This is a genomic window from Sediminibacterium sp. (assembly GCF_051860225.1).
GTDB lineage: Bacteria > Bacteroidota > Bacteroidia > Chitinophagales > Chitinophagaceae > Sediminibacterium.
Window position 1 is genome coordinate 220,474 of record NZ_JBHYEI010000003.1, and the last position, 18,819, is coordinate 239,292.

General features: G+C 34.2%; 18 protein-coding genes. 13 read left to right on the forward strand and 5 right to left on the reverse strand.

Annotation, left to right across the window (positions count from 1 at the left end; all coding sequences use genetic code 11):
* Position 1: 1 nt before the first annotated feature.
* From ACTIEI_RS11540 to ACTIEI_RS11600, 13 genes are all read left to right on the forward strand, one after another.
* Positions 2 to 1,495 (forward strand): S10 family peptidase, encoded by a 1,494-nt coding sequence (locus ACTIEI_RS11540; protein WP_439506443.1) that lies wholly within the window; start codon positions 2 to 4, stop codon positions 1,493 to 1,495.
* Positions 1,464 to 2,072: a sigma-70 family RNA polymerase sigma factor gene (locus ACTIEI_RS11545; RefSeq protein ID WP_439506444.1), complete on the forward strand. Its 609-nt coding sequence runs from the start codon at positions 1,464 to 1,466 to the stop codon at positions 2,070 to 2,072. Before ACTIEI_RS11540 ends, ACTIEI_RS11545 begins: the two co-directional genes overlap by 32 nt.
* 61 nt (positions 2,073 to 2,133) lie before the next feature.
* Positions 2,134 to 3,228: a FecR family protein gene (locus ACTIEI_RS11550; protein WP_439506445.1), complete on the forward strand. Its 1,095-nt coding sequence runs from the start codon at positions 2,134 to 2,136 to the stop codon at positions 3,226 to 3,228.
* Between the two features lie 137 nt (positions 3,229 to 3,365).
* Positions 3,366 to 6,698, forward strand: a complete 3,333-nt coding sequence (locus ACTIEI_RS11555; protein WP_439506446.1) for a TonB-dependent receptor — start codon at positions 3,366 to 3,368, stop codon at positions 6,696 to 6,698.
* Positions 6,699 to 6,722: 24 nt separating this feature from the next.
* Positions 6,723 to 8,273 (forward strand): RagB/SusD family nutrient uptake outer membrane protein, encoded by a 1,551-nt coding sequence (locus ACTIEI_RS11560; protein ID WP_439506447.1) that lies wholly within the window; start codon positions 6,723 to 6,725, stop codon positions 8,271 to 8,273.
* 23 nt (positions 8,274 to 8,296) lie between these two features.
* The gene (locus ACTIEI_RS11565) at positions 8,297 to 8,590 is read left to right on the forward strand and encodes a hypothetical protein (protein WP_439506448.1); all 294 of its coding nucleotides are present in this window, start codon (positions 8,297 to 8,299) and stop codon (positions 8,588 to 8,590) included.
* 119 nt (positions 8,591 to 8,709) lie between these two features.
* Positions 8,710 to 9,225, forward strand: coding sequence for a LamG-like jellyroll fold domain-containing protein (locus ACTIEI_RS11570; RefSeq protein ID WP_439506449.1), 516 nt, complete (start codon positions 8,710 to 8,712; stop codon positions 9,223 to 9,225).
* Positions 9,226 to 9,306: 81 nt separating this feature from the next.
* Positions 9,307 to 10,653, forward strand: a complete 1,347-nt coding sequence (locus tag ACTIEI_RS11575; RefSeq protein ID WP_439506450.1) for a glucoamylase family protein — start codon at positions 9,307 to 9,309, stop codon at positions 10,651 to 10,653.
* Positions 10,654 to 10,655: 2 nt separating this feature from the next.
* Positions 10,656 to 11,498 carry an endonuclease/exonuclease/phosphatase family protein gene (locus ACTIEI_RS11580; RefSeq protein WP_439506451.1) on the forward strand — a complete coding sequence of 281 codons (843 nt, stop codon included), beginning with the start codon at positions 10,656 to 10,658 and terminating at the stop codon, positions 11,496 to 11,498.
* A 6-nt stretch (positions 11,499 to 11,504) separates the two neighbouring features.
* Entirely contained in the window at positions 11,505 to 12,173 is a 669-nt protein-coding gene (locus ACTIEI_RS11585) for a GDSL-type esterase/lipase family protein (RefSeq protein WP_439506452.1), read from the forward strand.
* A 66-nt stretch (positions 12,174 to 12,239) separates the two neighbouring features.
* The gene (locus ACTIEI_RS11590) at positions 12,240 to 12,833 is read left to right on the forward strand and encodes a Crp/Fnr family transcriptional regulator (RefSeq protein WP_439506453.1); all 594 of its coding nucleotides are present in this window, start codon (positions 12,240 to 12,242) and stop codon (positions 12,831 to 12,833) included.
* Positions 12,830 to 14,035 (forward strand): hypothetical protein, encoded by a 1,206-nt coding sequence (locus tag ACTIEI_RS11595; protein ID WP_439506454.1) that lies wholly within the window; start codon positions 12,830 to 12,832, stop codon positions 14,033 to 14,035. Before ACTIEI_RS11590 ends, ACTIEI_RS11595 begins: the two co-directional genes overlap by 4 nt.
* A gap of 73 nt (positions 14,036 to 14,108) precedes the next feature.
* Positions 14,109 to 14,669, forward strand: coding sequence for a fasciclin domain-containing protein (locus ACTIEI_RS11600; protein WP_439506455.1), 561 nt, complete (start codon positions 14,109 to 14,111; stop codon positions 14,667 to 14,669).
* Positions 14,670 to 14,674: 5 nt separating this feature from the next.
* On the opposite strand, the gene ACTIEI_RS11605 is transcribed toward ACTIEI_RS11600, so the two are convergent.
* From ACTIEI_RS11605 to ACTIEI_RS11625, 5 genes are read right to left on the reverse strand one after another with little or no spacing between them, the layout of a single operon-like run.
* Positions 14,675 to 15,046, reverse strand: a complete 372-nt coding sequence (locus ACTIEI_RS11605; protein ID WP_439506456.1) for a group III truncated hemoglobin — start codon at positions 15,044 to 15,046, stop codon at positions 14,675 to 14,677.
* 34 nt (positions 15,047 to 15,080) lie between these two features.
* Positions 15,081 to 15,848 (reverse strand): ABC transporter permease subunit, encoded by a 768-nt coding sequence (locus ACTIEI_RS11610; protein WP_439506457.1) that lies wholly within the window; start codon positions 15,846 to 15,848, stop codon positions 15,081 to 15,083.
* A complete protein-coding gene (locus tag ACTIEI_RS11615; protein ID WP_439506458.1) occupies positions 15,832 to 16,554 on the reverse strand; it encodes an ABC transporter ATP-binding protein in 723 nt (240 codons plus the stop codon). Before ACTIEI_RS11615 ends, ACTIEI_RS11610 begins: the two co-directional genes overlap by 17 nt.
* On the reverse strand, positions 16,551 to 17,786 hold the full coding sequence (locus tag ACTIEI_RS11620; RefSeq protein WP_439506459.1) for a nitrous oxide reductase family maturation protein NosD: 1,236 nt from the start codon (positions 17,784 to 17,786) through the stop codon (positions 16,551 to 16,553). The genes ACTIEI_RS11615 and ACTIEI_RS11620 overlap by 4 nt, the downstream gene beginning before the upstream one ends.
* Positions 17,787 to 17,788: 2 nt before the next feature.
* Positions 17,789 to 18,793 carry a nitrous oxide reductase accessory protein NosL gene (locus ACTIEI_RS11625; protein WP_439506460.1) on the reverse strand — a complete coding sequence of 335 codons (1,005 nt, stop codon included), beginning with the start codon at positions 18,791 to 18,793 and terminating at the stop codon, positions 17,789 to 17,791.
* Positions 18,794 to 18,819 lie beyond the last annotated feature (26 nt).

The following is an 18,819-nucleotide window of genomic DNA, read 5'->3' on the forward strand; positions in this document are numbered from 1 at the left end:
TATGAAAAAGTATCTTTTCTTTTTTATTTTATTAGTGCCAATTTCTTTTTTACAAGCACAAAAAACTTCGCCTGTTATTGAGCCTACACCTGCAGGTGTTTCAGTAGTAACAACAAAGAACAGTGTTACAATTGCGGGAAAAAAAGTAGACTATACTGCTTACACCGGTTACTTGCATTTGAAAAATGATACAGGTAAGTTAATAGCAAAAATGTTCTTTACTTATTACAAAAAAGACGGAGATGATGCCATAAAGCGACCCATTACATTCACATTTAATGGTGGTCCTGGTTCATCATCTGTTTGGTTGCATATGGGAGGATTAGGCCCTAAAAGAGTTCAGTTTAACGATGAAGGGTTTTCTGAAGGTCCTCCGTATTCTTTTATTAGCAATGAATACAGTTGGTTAGACAAAACCGATTTGGTTTTTATTGATCCGGTTTCAACAGGTTTTAGCAGACCTGCTCCAGGAGAGAATCCTAAACAGTTTCATGGATTTAACGAAGACGTTACTTCTATGGCATCATTCATCAGACATTTTTTATCTAGGTATGAAAGATGGGGTTCTCCAAAATACTTAGCTGGTGAAAGTTATGGTACAACAAGGGCTGCTGGGTTATCCAAATATTTACAAGACAAGCACAGAATTTATCTAAACGGAATTTTCATGATATCAGCTGTGCTCAATTTTGGCACCAATGATTATTATGTGGGGAATGATTTGCCAAGGGCTTTATATATTCCTTCTTATACAGCCGCAGCATGGTATCATAAAAAATTAGCGCCAGCTTTACAAGCTAATTTGCAAAATGCTTTGAAAGAAGCGGAAGCTTTTGCAATTGGACCTTATGCGTCTGCACTGATTAAAGGTGGGTGGTTAACCGAATCTGAAAAGAATGCCATTGCCGAGAAAATGAGTTATTATACTGGTTTGTCTAAAGAGTATTGTTTGCAAGCAAACTTAAGAGTAGAAGAGAGCCGATTTTATAAAGAGCTTAGACGAAAAGATGGATTAAGCATCGGCCGTTTAGATGCTAGGTTTACCGGAAGAGATTTAGATGATGCTGGTGAAGTCAACAGCTTTGATCCATCCTTTGCCAATATTGATGGGCCTTTTACGGCAACAATAAATGATTATTTTCAAAGAGAATTAAACTTTAAAGAAGAAATCGGGTACAATATTTTTGGAGAGGTTTATCCTTGGAATTATAATAATGTTCAAAACCAATTTTTAAATGTTGCTGAAAGTTTAAGAGACGCCATGAGTAAGAACCCAGATTTAAAAGTATATATGGGAGCTGGTTACTATGATTTTGCGACACCTTATTTTACTGCCCAATACGATATTGAACATATGTTTTTAAGACCCGAACAAAGAAAAAATGTGCAGTTCTATTTTTACGAATCAGGTCATATGTACTATATTCACAAACCATCACTAGTGCAATTTAAAAAAGACGTAGATGCATTCTTCGAATTCAGTAGGGGGAAATGAGGAAATTAAAGATTTGCTGATTGCGATTGCTTATAACAATGATCAGTCGGCATATCGCACTTTATTTATTCAATTACACGGGAAATTAAAGCAATTTTCTTTTTCTATTGTAAGGTCTGAAGAAGAAGCAGAAGATATTGTTTCTGAATTATTTATTTTAATTATACAACGGAAAGAACAGCTTTGTCAGCTAGAGTCTCCGTTGTATTATTTTTATACAACTGTTCGAAATATGTCATTGAATTTATTAAAAAAGCAAAAGAGAAGAGCAGGGCTTTCAATGGATGAATGGCAGGTTCAATTAAATAGTATTTATTTTAGGCCCGACTTATTAATGATTACAGAAGACATGGTTTTGAAAATTAAAATGGCCATTAACAGCCTTCCGAATCGCTGCAGGTTGATATTCAAGTTAATTAAAGAGGATGGATTAAAATACAGAGAAGTTGCAGAATTATTATCTATTTCTGTAAAAACAGTAGAGGCGCAAATGGCCATCGCAATGCGTAGAATGGCTCAAAGTATGCCGGTTGACCTTCAACCCAAACCGGTGCTAGAAAAAAAATTTAAAAAATAATTTATCTTTTTAGGGGTAAAAGCACCACTCAGTTGTTATAGTATAGGAACTAACTAAAACAATGAGTCAGGAACGATTTTGGTTATTAATTGCTAAAAAGATTGCAAACGAAGCGAATGAGCAAGAACTTATTGAGCTTAACCAATCTATTAAGGATCATCCTGAATGGCAATTTGCAGTACAGCAGCTTGAGAATATCTGGCAAATTCCCCCCGTTTACAATAAAGAAAAGGCTGAAGATGCATTCATGCTTCATTTAAATAAATTGGCCGAAAAAAATCAATTTGATTTAGAGCAGGATAATACTGATTCACTACATTCGCCAAAAATCAGTAAACTTCGATTTATTCCTAAATGGACTTATTATGCTGCTGCCTCAATGATAATGATTATTGGTGTGCTCTATTTTTTTACTAAAGCGCCAACAATAAAATCAATTGCAAAGAAGCAGCCAGAGTTGAATGAAATTTCTACACGATTGGGGTCGAAGTCTCAAGTAAAATTACCAGACGGATCTGTTGTGTGGTTAAATGGGGGGAGCAAACTTGCCTATCAAAAGGATTTTGGAAAAACAACACGTGAAGTATCCTTAACAGGAGAAGGGTATTTTGATGTAGTAAAAAATAAAGAAGTCCCCTTCATCATTAATACCAAAAGTATCAGGATCAAAGTGCTGGGTACAGTGTTTAATGTAAAAGCCTACCCTGAAGACAAACAAACTGAGACAAGTCTTATAAAAGGTAGAATTGAAGTCACTATCAAAAATAGACCAGATGATAAAATCATTTTGTCTCCTAATGAAAAATTGATTGTTGAAAATAAGTTGATTGAAGCACAAAAAAAGCAAAAAACAATTGACCTATTACCTGCAGTTTCCATTAATAAGCTGAAGTTTATCACACCAGATAGTACCGTAGCGGAAAATCAATGGGTAGAAAATAAGCTCGTTTTTAGAGACCAAACTTTTGAGGAGCTCGCAATAATGATGGAACGCTGGTATAATGTGAAGATTGAGATTCAATCTCAAGGCCTTAAGTTAACCAGAATGAATGGAAATTTTGAAAAAGAAACGGTTGATCAAGCAATAGAAGCCTTAAAACTAATTATACCATTTAAGACAATCCAAAAAGGAAATACGATTATTATTTACCAATAAAATTGCTGCCAAATGAGATTAAGACTGAATTCAACATAAAATTGGGCGAAGTTCCGTTGGCGCGGAACTCCGCCAGGTTTAGAAAAAAACAAACTGTTCAATCTGTATGTAATTCATAACCCTTTCAATTTGAAAATATGAAAAATAATGAAACACCTGTTGTTTCACACAAAGATCTTTTTATACAAAAGCTTGCCCGAATCATGAAAATAACTACTGCTTTACTGCTACTTGTATGTATGCAAGTTTCCGCAATCGGTTTATCACAAAGCCGGATTACTATAAAGATGGCTTCTCTTGATCTTAAAAAAGCATTGTTTGAAGTAGAGAAAAAAACGGATTATCGGTTTTTATTTGCTGAAGAGGTTGTAAAAGGGAAGCCAAAAGTTACCATCAATATGGTAGATGCTACTTTAGATGAAATTTTAGGTAAGCTATTAATTAATACCGGAATTAATTATAAAGTACTCGGTACTAATTTAGTTGTTCTAAAAGAAAATAGTAACTCAACCAACGAATTAGCTGAAATTGTAGTTAAGGGTAGAATAACATCTGCTTCAGGAGAACCTTTAAGTGGTGTATCCATTCAAGTGAAAGGAACACAAGTGGGTACTACAACAGACAATAATGGTTCATTCAGCATTACTGTAGCAGATGACAATGCTAAACTACTTATATCATCAGTTGGTTATGACTCACAAGAAATTGCAGTTGCTGGTAAAAGGGATTTGAATGTTTCTTTAATTGCTGCTGTTAATAATCTAGAACAAGTAGTAGTAACTGGATATGGAACTCAACGTAAAAGAGACCTTACTGGATCTGTTACAACAATCAAAGGAGATGAATTAGCAAAAATGCCTAATACCAATCCAATTAGCTCACTTCAGGGTAGAGTTGCAGGATTAACCGTAGCAAATTCTGGGGTTGCTGGTGCAAGTCCGGTCGTTAGAATAAGAGGAGTGAACAGTACAAATAGTGCAAGCCCAGTATATGTTGTGGATGGTATTTTACAGGACAATATAGATTTCTTAAATCCGGCAGATATTGAGACGATTGATATCTTAAGGGATCCTTCTTCCATTGCAATTTATGGTTTAAGAGGAGCTAATGGTGTGATTGCAATCACTTCTAAAAAAGCAGCAAGAGGTCAAACAAGAATCAATTTCCAAAGTACCGTAGGCTTTCAAAAAGTTGTTGATAAAATAAAAGTAACCGATGCAGCTGGTTTCAAAAAATTGTATGACGCTCAATTGGCTAATATTAATGCTGCTCCATTCGATTATAGCAATTACACTGCAAATACCAATTGGCAAAATGAAATTTTACAGAATGCATTACTAACAACCAATAACTTAAGTGTTTCTAATAATTCAGAAAAGAGTAGTACTTATCTCAATATTGGATATAATAAACAAGACGGAGTAGTAAAATTCAATAGTTATGAGAAGTATATGATTCGTTTGAATCATGAAGTTCGTTTCAATAGTAATATTAAAGTTGGTGGAGAAGTCAATGCATTTCATTGGATTCAAAATCCTGCAGGAGTTAGTTTAACTAATGCATTGTGGGCTGCCCCCATTGTACCTATTCAGCAGAATGCAACTACTTACTTTAGCATGCCATCTTTTCAACGTGCACAAGTAGGAAATCCTATTGCCGCATTAAATAGAAACAATGGTACGGATATTAATAAGGGTTTTAGGTTTATTGGATCTTTATACGCCGAGGTTAAATTTTTAAAGGACTTCACTTTTAAGTCATCTTTTTTTGCTGATCTTGGATTTAATAATTCTAGATCATATACACCACTACCATTTACTTTCATCAATTTAGGAGAGGGATCTGCGCCAACTACTACTTTTTTTGACAATACTGTTAGAACTGGTGTAAGTCAGGAAATGGCTGAATTTAAGCGTTACCAACAAGATCATACCCTAACCTATGATAAAAGAATAGGTGATGGGCATAAATTAACTGCGTTGGTTGGTTTCACTTCTATTTATAGTGTAAGTACAAATATTAATGGTAATAGAAGAGATACTTCAGTGAATGTTCCTAATAACCCAGATTTTTGGTATTTGAGTACCATTAACCCCAATAATCCAGGGTTGTATGGCGGCGGTGGAAGTGAGAGTGCCATTATGGGTATGTTTGGTAGATTAAGTTATGCTTATCAAAATAAATTTTTAATCAATGCTACCGTTCGAAGAGATGGTAGTTCAAAGTTTGCACCACAAAATCGTTGGGGTACATTTGGCTCTGTGGGTTTAGGTTGGATTGCATCAGAAGAATCATTTGTTAGAAAAATTAATTTCATCAATTTCTTAAAATTCAGAGCTGCTTGGGGAGAAACTGGTAATGCAAATGGTTTTGCTGATAATCTTTTTAGGCCAGGTATCTCTAATGCTTCAACTGCCATATTTGGTAATAATGTTTACACAGCCATTCAAGCTGCATACATTCCAGATCCAAATCTAAGGTGGGAAGTTGTTAGAGGATTAGATATTGGGTTTGATTTAAAAACTTTCCGCAACCGTTTGAATGTAGAGTTTACTTATTATAACAGAACAACTTCTGATATTTTAACCGCAGTTACTTTACCCAACGAAACAAGAAGCTATTTTACCAATCTGGGTAAAATAACCAATCAAGGGGTCGAATTGAGTTTAAACTGGACTGATAAAATCGGTAAAGAAATTACTTATTCTATCTCTCCCAACTTCAGTTATAATCAAAACACTGTAAACTCAATAGGCGATAAAATAAACTTTCAGCTTTTTGGTAATGGTGGAGCCAACTTAACAGAAACTGGTAAATCAATAGGGTACTTCTTTGGGTATCGACAGATTGGTATTTATCAATCTACCGCAGAATTAGGAAGAATGGCTCGCTTTAATAATTCATTACCAGGTGATATTGCGTACGCTGATATCAACGGAGATGGATTATTGACTCCTGCAGATCGTACTTTCTTAGGTACTCCATTCCCCCCTTACAGTTATGGTTTAAATATTAATGTGGCTTACAAAGGATTTGACTTTACCATTGAAGGACAAGGGGTTGCAGGTAATAAGATTTACACGCAACGTAGAATTGCCAACTTTGCAACTTTAAATTTTGAAGCAAATAGATTAAATGCATGGACTGGTGGTGGTACAACGAATGTGGAACCTATACTAGATAATACAAGGGGTAATAATTTCTTATTTAGCAGCTATTATTTAGAGCCAGGAGATTACTTTAGGTTGAGAACTTTGCAAATTGGGTATACTTTTTCAGACGCTTCATTAAGAAGATTAGGAATCTCTAAAGCGCGTGTTTTTGTAAATGGCCAAAATATTAAGAGCTGGAGTCAAGTTACTGGATATTCTCCTGAAGCACAAATTGGAAGCATCTTAGGCGGTGGTGCAGATAATGGTGTATTCCCAGTTCCTGCTGTTTATTCCGTAGGTATAAATGTTACATTTTAATTGAACTGATAAAAATATTCAACCATGAATAATTTAATTAATAAACAAAGTATTGCTAAATGGATGCTACTTCTTTTAACCTTTTCGGTTTTAACAGGATGTAAAAAGAATTTTTTAGATACTGCTAGACAAGGTGGGTATGATGAAGAAAATTATCCTTATCCTGGAGGTTCAGGACCTTATGATCAGTATATTTTTGGTGCTTACAATAGTTTGCGAGATTATAATGTACATGTCGATGGATTTATCAATGCTACTAGTATCAGAAGCGATGATGCAGATAAAGGTAGTACTCCTTCAGATGGTGGTGCGGACGTAATTAGTATGGACAATTTCCCAGTTCTTCCCAATAGTGCTAGATCAAACGCATTATGGGTTGGCTATTATGGTTTAATTAATAGATGTAATAATACTTTATTTCAAATAGGTACCAACAAACAAATTGTAGCTACTGATGCAATTAAGTTACAATCCCAAGCCGAAGTAAGATTTATTCGTGGCTATTCCTACTTTATGTTGACTAGGTTATTTGGTAGAGTGCCAATTATTGATACATTGTTTGCAGACCCTGCTGCGCAAAATAATGTTCCACAAAGTAGTGTTGATCAAGTATATACATTTATCGAGAATGATCTTCTTTTTGCAGCCAACTATTTACCAGCATTTTGGGATGCGGTAAAATTTCCGGGAAGAATTACTAGCGGTGCTGCCAATGGGATGTTAGCAAAAGTGTATTTAACTCAAAAGAAATGGGCGCAAGCGATGAATGCTGCGAATATTGTGATGAATTCGGGTCAATATAATTTGAGTACACCTTACAATACTATATTTTCAGAAGAGGGTGAAAACAGTAAAGAGTCTGTTTTTGAAGTACAAGCAAGAGCAGATGCAATTAATCCAACTGCGCAAGGGATTCAATATACAAATTTACAAGGTGTAAGAGGGGCAGGTCCATGGGATTTAGGATGGGGTTGGAATTCACCTAGTGCTATTTTGGCTGATGCATACGAGCCCAATGATCCTAGGAGAGCAAGAACCATTTTATTTACCAGTACGCCTACTACGCCCGGTGTAACCATTTTTGGAGAAGTTACTCCTGTTGGGTTACCCAATCCTAGATACAATCATAAAGTACATACCAACCCTGCTACAAGAGCCGCTGTAGGAAATAGGTTTGGATGGTGGAATAATGTTCGTATTCTTAGGTATGCAGATGTGGTATTAATGTATGCAGAAGCTGCAAATGAGGTAGGAGGAGCAAATAATATCGCTGCTGCTAGAGATGCTTTAAATAGTGTGCGGTTTAGAGCAAGAGCAGGTAATAATTCCATTTTACCAGATGTCACCACAACTGATCAAAGTTTATTAAGAGAAGCCATCAGGAGAGAACGCAGAATAGAATTAGCTATGGAACATGATCGATTCTTTGATATTGTCAGATGGGGTATTGCTCAGAACGTAATGAATGCTGCTGGCAAGTCTAATTTTAATGCAGCAAGAGACGCTTTGTTACCCATACCACAAGCACAGATTGATTTAACAGCTGGGGTCTTGAAACAAAATCCTGGGTATTAATTGAACATATAAAAAATACGAATATGCAATTGAATAATATTAAAAGAAGCCTCGTGCTTTGGGGTTTATTTGCTTTGAGTAGTTGGATGGTATCTTGTAAAAAAGATGGTAATCCCAATAATTTACCTTCTGTATCTACTGCAGATTATGTTGGCAAAATTGATGGATTTTCCTCTTCAGATGAGGTATTCCCTGAAAGTCTGGTTGCTTATTGGCCATTTGATAATTCTAAAAATGAAGTTAAGTCAAATACAGCTCCTGGTACCTCATTGAATGATAGTTTTATGTTGCTACTGGAATTAAAGGGCAAGCACTAAGGTTAAATGCTGGATTTTTATATTATCCTACCCAGTTTAATGCTTTTAAAACAGATGTTTTTAGAAGTTTTGCAATAAGTACCTGGATACAGATTTCTAATAATGGTTCTAGGCGGACTATGTTGTTTCAATTAACTAGACCTGGTATTTTTAACGGTAGTTTAAACTTTGTGTTAAATACTCAATCATTTCCAGCATCTAATGTAACTGATCTTAAAGTTCAGCCAACTTTCATCACTATTGGTGGAGGTACACAAGACAATATCAATACTTTGAGGGATGCGCCTGGATCACCTAATTACATGCCTTATATCACCCCTCCAATTGGCCCAGACAAATGGGTTCACTTGGCGTTAAATTATAATGCTAGTAATGGGTTTTTTGATATATGGATTAATGGTAGGAGAGCAGGGGCGTTCCCTAGCAGAGGAACCGGAAATAATAATTTCAGAGCTACAGAACCTAGTGAAGTAATCATTGGTGGAAATTATAATGTAATTCCTGGCAAATCGGTAAGTGCTGATGCAAGTTTTGCTGCAATGACAGGTGTTATAGATGAGTTAAGAATTTATAATATTGCTTTGCCTGATGCGCATATTCGTGCGCTTTATAATTTGGGGATAGCTGGGAAATAATTTTTTTAGGGTTGAATACTGGGTTTATTATTGACGAATACCCGCCTTAGGGCGGGTATTTTAGATTGATTAAATTATTTTATGAAAAAATATTTATTTCTGGTCCTTCTGCTTATATGCTCCACTTTAATTGCACAAAATAAACGAGTGAGACTGGATCCAATTGCAGCGAGGGATACTGCTTTATTTAGAAAAGTACAGGCAGCTACTTTTCAATATTTCTGGGATGGTGCTGAAACTGTGAGTGGGTTAGCAAGAGAAAGAGTTCATATGGATAATATTTATCCGCAGAATGACCAAGATGTAGTAACCAGTGGGGGAGGTGGATTTGGGGTTATGGCTATTTTAGTTGGAATAGAGCGGGGGTTTATTACTAGAGCTCAAGGAGTAAAAAGATTAGAAACTATTTTACAGTTTTTAGAAACTGCAGATCGTTTTCATGGGGCTTGGCCACATTGGTGGAATGGCAAAACTGGAAAAGTAAAGCCGTTTAGTAAATACGATGATGGAGGTGATTTAGTGGAGAGTTCTTTTATGTTGCAAGGGTTATTATGTGTTAGGCAATATTTTCAAAATGGCAATAAGCAAGAGAAAGCGATTGCTGCTAGAGCAGATAAGCTATGGAAAGAAGTTGATTTTGAATTCTATAGAAACAAGCAGAATGTATTGTATTGGCATTGGAGTCCTAATTATGAATGGAAAATGAATTTTGCAGTTAAAGGTTATAATGAGTGTTTAATCATGTATATATTGGCGGCATCTTCACCTACTCATGGGGTACCAACAGAAGTTTATCATGAAGGTTGGGCAATGAATGGGAGGATTAAGGAAACTAAAACATCCTATAATCTACCACTTAACTTGAAGCACCAGGGGAATCCACCCAATGGAGGTCCTTTGTTTTGGGCACATTATTCTTATTTAGGATTAGATCCACGAGGATTAAAAGACAAGTATGCCAATTATTGGGATGAAACAGTAAATCAAGCAAAAATTAATTATGAATGGTGTGTACAAAATAGTGAAGGATATAAAGGCTATGGGCCTAATAATTGGGGATTAACTGCTAGCTATTCTGTAAAAGGGTATGCTGGTCATGCTCCAAGTAAAGAGAGCGATAAAGGGGTTATTTCTCCTACAGCGGCGCTGTCTTCTTTTCCTTATACTCCTAATGAATCGATGCAAGCCATGAAATATTGGTACAATCAAATGGGCGATAAAGTATGGGGTAAATATGGGTTCTATGATGCATTTAGTATACACCATAATTGGTTTCAACCAAGGTATTTGGCCATTGATCAAGGGCCAATAGTGGTAATGATGGAAAACTATCGAACGGGTTTATTGTGGAAATTATTTATGAGTTGTCCTGAAATTCAACAAGGCTTAACTAAATTAGGGTTTACTAGTCCTTATATAAAAAAATAAATATGAAAAAGTATATGATTTGGCTTGTTGCATTTTTATATCTAACAAATGTAAGTGCACAAACCACCATCAAAGCCATGTCATTTAATATTCGATTAGATGCCGCTTCTGATGGAGAAAACAGATGGGACTTAAGGAAAAATAGGGTGGCTGGACTTATGCAATACTATGAGCCAGATTTCATTGGTGCGCAAGAGGTATTGCATCATCAACTGACATACTTAGACAGCATTTTGATAAACTACTCTTATATTGGAGTTGGACGTGATGATGGTAAAACTTTGGGAGAGTATTCTTGTATTTTGTATAATCAAGATAAATATATTCCGCTACAACAATCTACTTTTTGGTTAGCAGCTAAATCAGATTCAGTTTGTATGGGATGGGATGCTGTTTGTAATCGAGTTTGTACATATGGAAGATTTAAAAATAAAAAAAACAATCAAATTGTCTGGGTTTTCAATACCCATTTTGATCATGTTGGTAAAATTGCAAGAATTGAATCTGCAAAATTGATATTGCAAAAAATAAAAGAACTCAATGTAAGGAATGAGCCAGTTATTTTGCTAGGTGATTTTAATTTGCGACCAACAGAGGAGCCTATCCAGAAAATCGCGAGTGAAATGAATAATGCAAGGGATAATAGTAAAATGGTTTATGGGAATAGTGATACTTGGAATGCGTTTAAATTCAAAGAAAAACCGAATGGAGCAATTGACTATATCTTTTTGAATAAAAATAGGAAATGGGTAGTGGAAAAATTTGCAACCATCACTGATTCATACGATTTGAAATATCCTAGTGATCATTTCCCTGTGATGGCTACCATGACCTTATTAAAATAGAACTGAATGAAAAACACTAATAAGCTTCTTATCGCTTTTTTTGTATTTGTACAAATTAGCTTTTTTAATTTTAGTTATGCTCAGCCATTTATTAATGAAATAAAAGCATTTCAAAAAGCAGATAGTGCTTCCATGCCACCTTCAGGTGCCATTTTATTTGCTGGTAGTTCTTCATTTAGGCTGTGGAAAACAATTCAAGAAGATTTTTCTGGCTATACCATTATCAATAGGGGTTTTGGTGGGTCTTCTTTGCCAGATATGATTCGATATACCGAGGAGATATTGTTTCCTTATAAGGCTAAACAAGTGGTTATTTATTGTGGGGAGAATGATTTTGCAGTCGATCCAAAACTATCGAGTGATTCAGTGGTGGAAAGGTTCAAAATACTCTTTAAAGCGATAAGAAATAATAATGTTAGAACATATATTGCGTATATAAGTATGAAGCCAAGCCCATCAAGGTGGAAAATGAAAGATCAAATGATTTCAGCGAATGAAGGAATTCGACAGTATTTAAGATCACAAAGAAGAACCAACTATGTAGATGTATGGACACCTATGTTAGCAGAAAATGGGGAACCCATGAAAGATTTATTTCTTAAGGATAGTTTACATATGAATGCAAAGGGCTATGCAATTTGGAAAAAAGCGATTGAGCCAATATTGAAAAAATAAATAAAAAAGAATCGTTGTTTTTTTGTTTAACTTCAATAAGTCCTGTTTTCCATTTAAACAGTTGTTATGCATATTGATGTTGATACATTACTCGCTTATGGTGCTACACCAAAAGAATGGCATAAAGGAGAATTAATTTTTAGTCAAGGGAATGAAGCTCGTTATTTTCATCAGATTGATTTGGGGATGGTTAAAATGACCAGTTTAACCAATGATGGGAAGGAGTTTATTCAAGGTGTTTTTAATGATGGCAATAGTTTTGGAGAGCCTGCATTAATGCTGGGAAAGCCTTATCCTGCAAGTGCTTACGCAGTAAGTGATTCAATCATTTACCGGCTGAGTAAAGATAAATTCTTTTTGTTACTTGAGGATCATCCTGTTTTATTTAAGAAATTATTTCACATCTTTTGTGAACGATTATATTGTAAAACTTTAACTGCTAATATTTTAGTAAATAATTCACCTGAAGAAAAACTAATTGGTTTTTTTGATAAGATAAAGTCTGAATGTAAATTAAAAGAAAACGGGTTGGTTCCTTACACTAGGCAGCAACTGGCCGACTATACTGGATTAAGAGTAGAAACAGTTATTCGGACTTTGTCTAAATTATCCGATAAAAAAATTGTAGCTATACAAGATCATAAAGTGTTTTATAAATGAATATTCCCCGTCTACTGAAAATAGGAATGCTCAATTTGGTTTTAGTAGCCATTATCGGTGTTTTAATGCGATATAAAATTGGTTTTGAACTCATATGGGTTAATCAGAAGAATTTACAACTAGCTCATTCTGGTTTTGCTTTTTCTGGCTTCGTTTCTTTTTTATTAATGGTATTTGTTGCTGATTCTATAAAAAATGTATTAGATGCTAATCAGTTGAGGAGTTTTAGTAGACTGATTTACTTCAATTTATATTTTGCCTACACTACTTGTATCTTATTTTTTGTGAACGGCTATACAATGTCCTCTGCAATAGCTCAAATGGCAGGGTTACTTGTGGGGGCAATTTTTATTATTAAGTTATTCTTCGTTTTACCATGGTGCAAACAAACCCCAATTTCAAACTGGTATAAAGCAGCTGGTATTTTTTATTTGTTATCGCTTTTAGCCAATATTTGGCTTTTATACATGTTTATTACTGGAAAGAAAACCCAACATACTTATTTAGCTGCAACTTATTGGTTCTTGCACTTTCAGTACAATGGTTGGTTCTTTTTTGGTTGTATTGGGTTATTTTTTAATTGGTTATTAGATAAACAATTATTAACTAAGCAAAGTGATAACATTTTTTGGTTATTTGCGATCAGCTGTTTCCCTGCTTATGGGCTTTCTGTATTATGGCTAAATCTACCTTTTTGGTTGTATACAATAATTGTAGTTTCCGCATTAATGCAATTGCTTGGTATGATACAGTTGTGTTTTTTGGTTTTAAGAAAACAAGTGGTAACATTAATAGAACCTAACAAAACATTATTGTTATTGCTTTTTATTTCCTTAGGAGCACTCTTAGTTAAAATTATTCTACAGACTGGGTCTACTATTCCTTTTGTCAGTAAGTTGGCATTTGGTTTTAGACCGATTGTTATTGCTTATCTGCATTTGGTTTTATTGGCTTTTACAGCATTATTCATGATAAGTTATATTCATTTGAATAAGTATTTTATATTCAATAAATACAATCTGTTTGCCACCCAACTATTTGCCGTATTTGTGGTATTAAATGAAATTGTACTAGGAACTCAGGGAATTGCATCACTCAGTTATACAGTGGTACCTTTCGTAAATGAGATTTTATTATTCATTGCTATAATGTTGCTTCTTTCGAGCTTTTTAATGGTCCCGCTTAGGCCAAATAAACCTTGATTTCACTTGTGATTACAATCATAAAAAAAGGTACAGCTATGCAAGAACTTAGCTAAAACCTAAAATCTCGGTTATGAAACAAAATGCAATTATTTTATCAGCCATGCTATTGATTTTTAGCATTGGTTGTTCTAACGCCAATTCATCTTCTGAGCCAGAAAATGCTAGCTCGGCAACTGCAACAGAAAACGGGGCAGGTCAATCAGCTGTAAAAGATGAAACATCAAGCCCCAACATTGTTCAGGTTGCTGTTGGTAGTAAAGATCATAGTACCCTAGTTACAGCTGTTAAAGCTGCAGAATTAGTAGATGCATTAAGTAATGCAGGCCCATTTACTGTTTTTGCCCCAACCAATGCAGCTTTTGATAAATTGCCAGCGGGAACTGTGGAGGATTTATTAAAACCAGAGAAGAAGGCAGATTTAAAAAATATTTTAGAGTATCATACTTATGTTGGTGTTCTAAAATCAGAATATATGCAAGATGGCCAAGAATTTGAGCAGGTGAATGGGGGTAAAGTAAAAATTACTAAAAAAGACAATAAACTATTTGTTAACGGTTCTGAAGTTGTAGCATCTATTGTTACTTCTAATGGAATTATTCATGTAATTAATGATGTGCTTTTACCTAAATAGTTGAATTAGCTAAACATTTTAATTTGCATTACAGTTGCAATGCTCATTGCTCTTTGCTTTGCAAGTTCTGCTTTATCGCCTTCAAATAGTTCGTCTACAGTTTCATTAAACAAACTAGTCCATCTTTGAAAATGCTCCATCTTCATGGGGCATTTTTGATGTATGGATTTGTGTTTTGCCATTGGGTTCCCTTCATAAGTTCCAGAGAAGAATAAAATATTTTCCCAGAATCCATACATGACGGGCAAATGCGCTTCCCAATTTACCGGTACAATTTTGGTAAAGAAAAAAGCAATCAAAGGGTCTTTTTGTACTTTCTTATAAAAGCTATTGATTAATAACTCTATATCATCCCTGTTGATTATATCGTTTTTCATAAAGTAAATTTTTAAATAAGCATATACAAATTATTTATAAGTCTTTTCTCTTAAATCTATATAAGGAATATAGAAATGGTAATACAGTCCATAGAATCAACAATCCAAATGAGACAATCATGCCATTGGTTGTGCCAAAGAACTCCTTAAATATTGCGCCTGTGTATCCCATGATTGCAGAAGTGTCTAATTGAAGTAAAATCATAATTCTTGAAAGATCGATAGGACTTAAAGCCGTCATTAGAACCATTGGCTGTTCAATAGGATAATCAGCCAATTGAAAAAGTAAGAAAAGTAGTAGTCCATCAAATAATAATGCAAAGTATATCCATAGTACAATGGTTAAACCAATTCCTTTTGCTTTGTCCTTATATACGATGGTACAAAGCATTGCTAGTGAAACAAAAATGGTCGTTATCAATATGCCAATGCCAATCATTAAAAATGACAGTGGGGCTTCCGCAAAAATCAACAAGGGTATTCCAGCCCCAATAATAAAAGCACTAATTAAACTACTATTCAAGCCCCAAAATAAACTTATCCATATTTTTTTCCTTTTTATTGGGTGGCTAATCAATAGCTCAATAAATTCTGCACTATTGTATATATAAATCGCTGAAAACAAAATAGAAACCAATGGTATGGTTAATAAAATCAAGTTCAACAAAGTCAAAATACCTTTTGCGCTACTGTCTTCTAACGTAAATGCAGACCAACCAATCAAAGCCATTATGATAGTGTAAACCATGACAAACTTGTTCTTCACAATGTCTAGCATTACGTATTTAAATATTCTTCCCATATTGCACTGATTGTAGAATTTGTAATATTGCGGTTGATATTTTGTCAGTTTGGGTAGATGATTTTAATGTAGCCACTGAGTGATGAAATACAATATTCCCTTCTTGCATAAATATCAATTCACTAACCATGTCATCTAATTCACTTAGTAGGTGAGAAGTAATGATGATTAATTTTCCTTTTTGTTTTTCGAGCACAATTTTTTGTTTGAGTATTTCTGCTGCTATAGGATCAAGACCAGCAGTAGGTTCATCCAATATCAAAATATCCGGATTGAACAGAAAAGCTAATACTGCACTTACTTTTTGCATTGTGCCACCACTTAACGTACTCATTTTTTTATTCAATAAAAATTCAAGTCCATAAGATTTATATAAATCAAGATCTAATTCGCTTTCACTATTTCTAATACCTTTAATCATATTAATAATTTGGCCTATTGTCATATTTTGTGGGTATTTACCAATTTGCGGCATATACCCAATTTGTTTTTTGTAAAACTCTCCTTTTAGAATGGACTGTTTGTTGACCCAAATATTACCGCTATCTGGAATGACCATCCCTAATATTATTTTTATCAACGTGGTTTTGCCGCATCCGTTGGGTCCAATCAACGCAATGCATTCACCTTTCGTTAATGAAAGATTAATCGTATTCAAAACCGAAAGCTTTCCAAATTTCTTTGATATTTTTTCTATCTCAATCATAATTTCAGTAAGTTCATCAGTGGTTTTTCATCTATAAAATTTTCAGGAGTAAGACTTGGTATTTTCTTTTCAGATTGATCTAACAGCGTTACAATAAGACTTCTATACAATAACATAGCTGTTGGATTGTTCTCTACAATCACTGAGTATAAACTCAAAGGTCTATATGGAACATCTCCAATTTTATCTTTATTTAAATCATATCCAGTGTACTTATCCCAATAGTTATATTGAAACTTGTTCAATAATAGCGTACCATTTGTACTAACATCAAAAGTGTTTTTTAAAAAATTATTGCTTTGAATTTTATTATCCATACAGTTGGCTTGTATTTTTAGCCCCCATCCATTATTGCTAAAAACATTTTTTTCAACTATCGTTCTATTGCAACCATCCATAAAAATGGCAGCTGTATTTTTATTAAAATGATTGCCTGATAAATGGCAATCTGATATTTCTTTTAATAATATTCCATAAGCAGCATCTCCCCAATTTTCATTGAAAGTATTATTTATCATGTTTATTTTTTTTGAGAACATTACAGCAACACCAGCTCCATTTCTACTGAAAATATTCGTGAAGTATCCGTCATTATTGGAATTCATAAAATGTAAACCATACCTTATGTTGTCAGTAACTGTGTTTCTCCAAATAACAGAATTATTCACAAATTCAAAGTAGATTCCATCTCTACATCCTTTTATGCTATTGCCAATAATTTGTAAGCTGTCGCTTTTCCAACAGTGTATTCCATTTCCTATTGTTTGTTCTTCTTTGCCAAAAGCAACTATTTGATTGTTTTTAATAATACAATGGCTGCTAAATTGAATATATATACCAAAAAAGTTATCATATAATTCGTTGTTGATGATTGTTACCCTTGTTGCTTCATAAACTTTAATACCACCAGGATCATCTAAACTAGCATAGCCTGAATGCTGAATTCTTAACCCTTTAATAGTAACATAACTTGACTTTACGGATACTACTTCATATTTTTTATCTCCGTCTAGTATAGGTCTATCAATTCCAATAATGGTGATTGCTTTATTGATTACAATATTTCCCTCTTTATAAAGTCCCTTATGAATATAAAGGGTATCTCCATTATCAATTTTTGCTAAAGCTGATTTAATAGTTTTATATGGATACTTAGGTCCTACATGAATGGAATTTGCTTTGAGAGCGTTCGTGATTAATAGAATAGTTAGTGTTGATAAGAACCATTTCATACCTAGTATTTTAATTGATCCCATGATAGAACTTCTGTAGAAATTATTCTTGCTTTATTCTGTGCTGTTGCTCTTTTTGAAAATGCAGCTGTATTACTTCCCATTGGACTCTTCACAGTTTCGTGCATTATATACCATGCTGTTGTTGCATCAATAAGTTGGTTGTTTGCTTCATAGTCGTTTACGAAAAATTGATTCATTTTTATTTTTTCATTCGATTTTTTAAATGAAATCATACAATTTAAATCATCAAACTTGTAAATCCTTCCCTTGCTACTAATTGACTCTGCTCCAAATCTTACGTCTGCTACAGCCATTTTACAAAATTCACATTGGTCTTTATTCACTTCTAAAGCTTCAGGTTTTTTACTAGAACAAGAAGCAAATAGAAATATCATAAATAGAGTAGCATTGATTTTTGTTTTCATCCATTTATTCAGCCATCCAGCTTCAATGGATACTGCTATTAAACACAGTAAACCTGCTCCAATAAATAACCATCCACCAATATCAGGAATAGAATAGGCGCCAAAGTTTAATAGCTGTTTAAATCCAATAAGTGGTGGTTGGTAGGCCATACCTGGCACAATGATGGCGGCATTTGGATCAAGTTTATGACCGTAATTGTATTCCCATCTCCAAAAATCAATCATGGCGATAATTCCAAAAACAACAAAAGCTGTAAATGTTGTATACAATATTTTTCTACCACCTTTTAAACCGGTAAACAACATTAATAATGCGTAAAATCCAATAATAAATGGAAGTAACGTGAATTCAATAAAATTTTCTTCGTGCAATGTTTGCATTCCTATATAATGATTCAACCCATTTATAATTGCAACATCACCGCCTAGTTTATATGAAAATATTTGTAAGCCCAATCCTTCTGGATATTGCGGTGCATCTAACTCTATTCGCCAAATTGGAACTATAATTGAAATAGCTAAAAAGATTGCACTTATCACTAACAACCATTTTGATGTTGTAGATATTTCTTTTTTCATCTTACATTTTTTAAATAAAAAAGGAG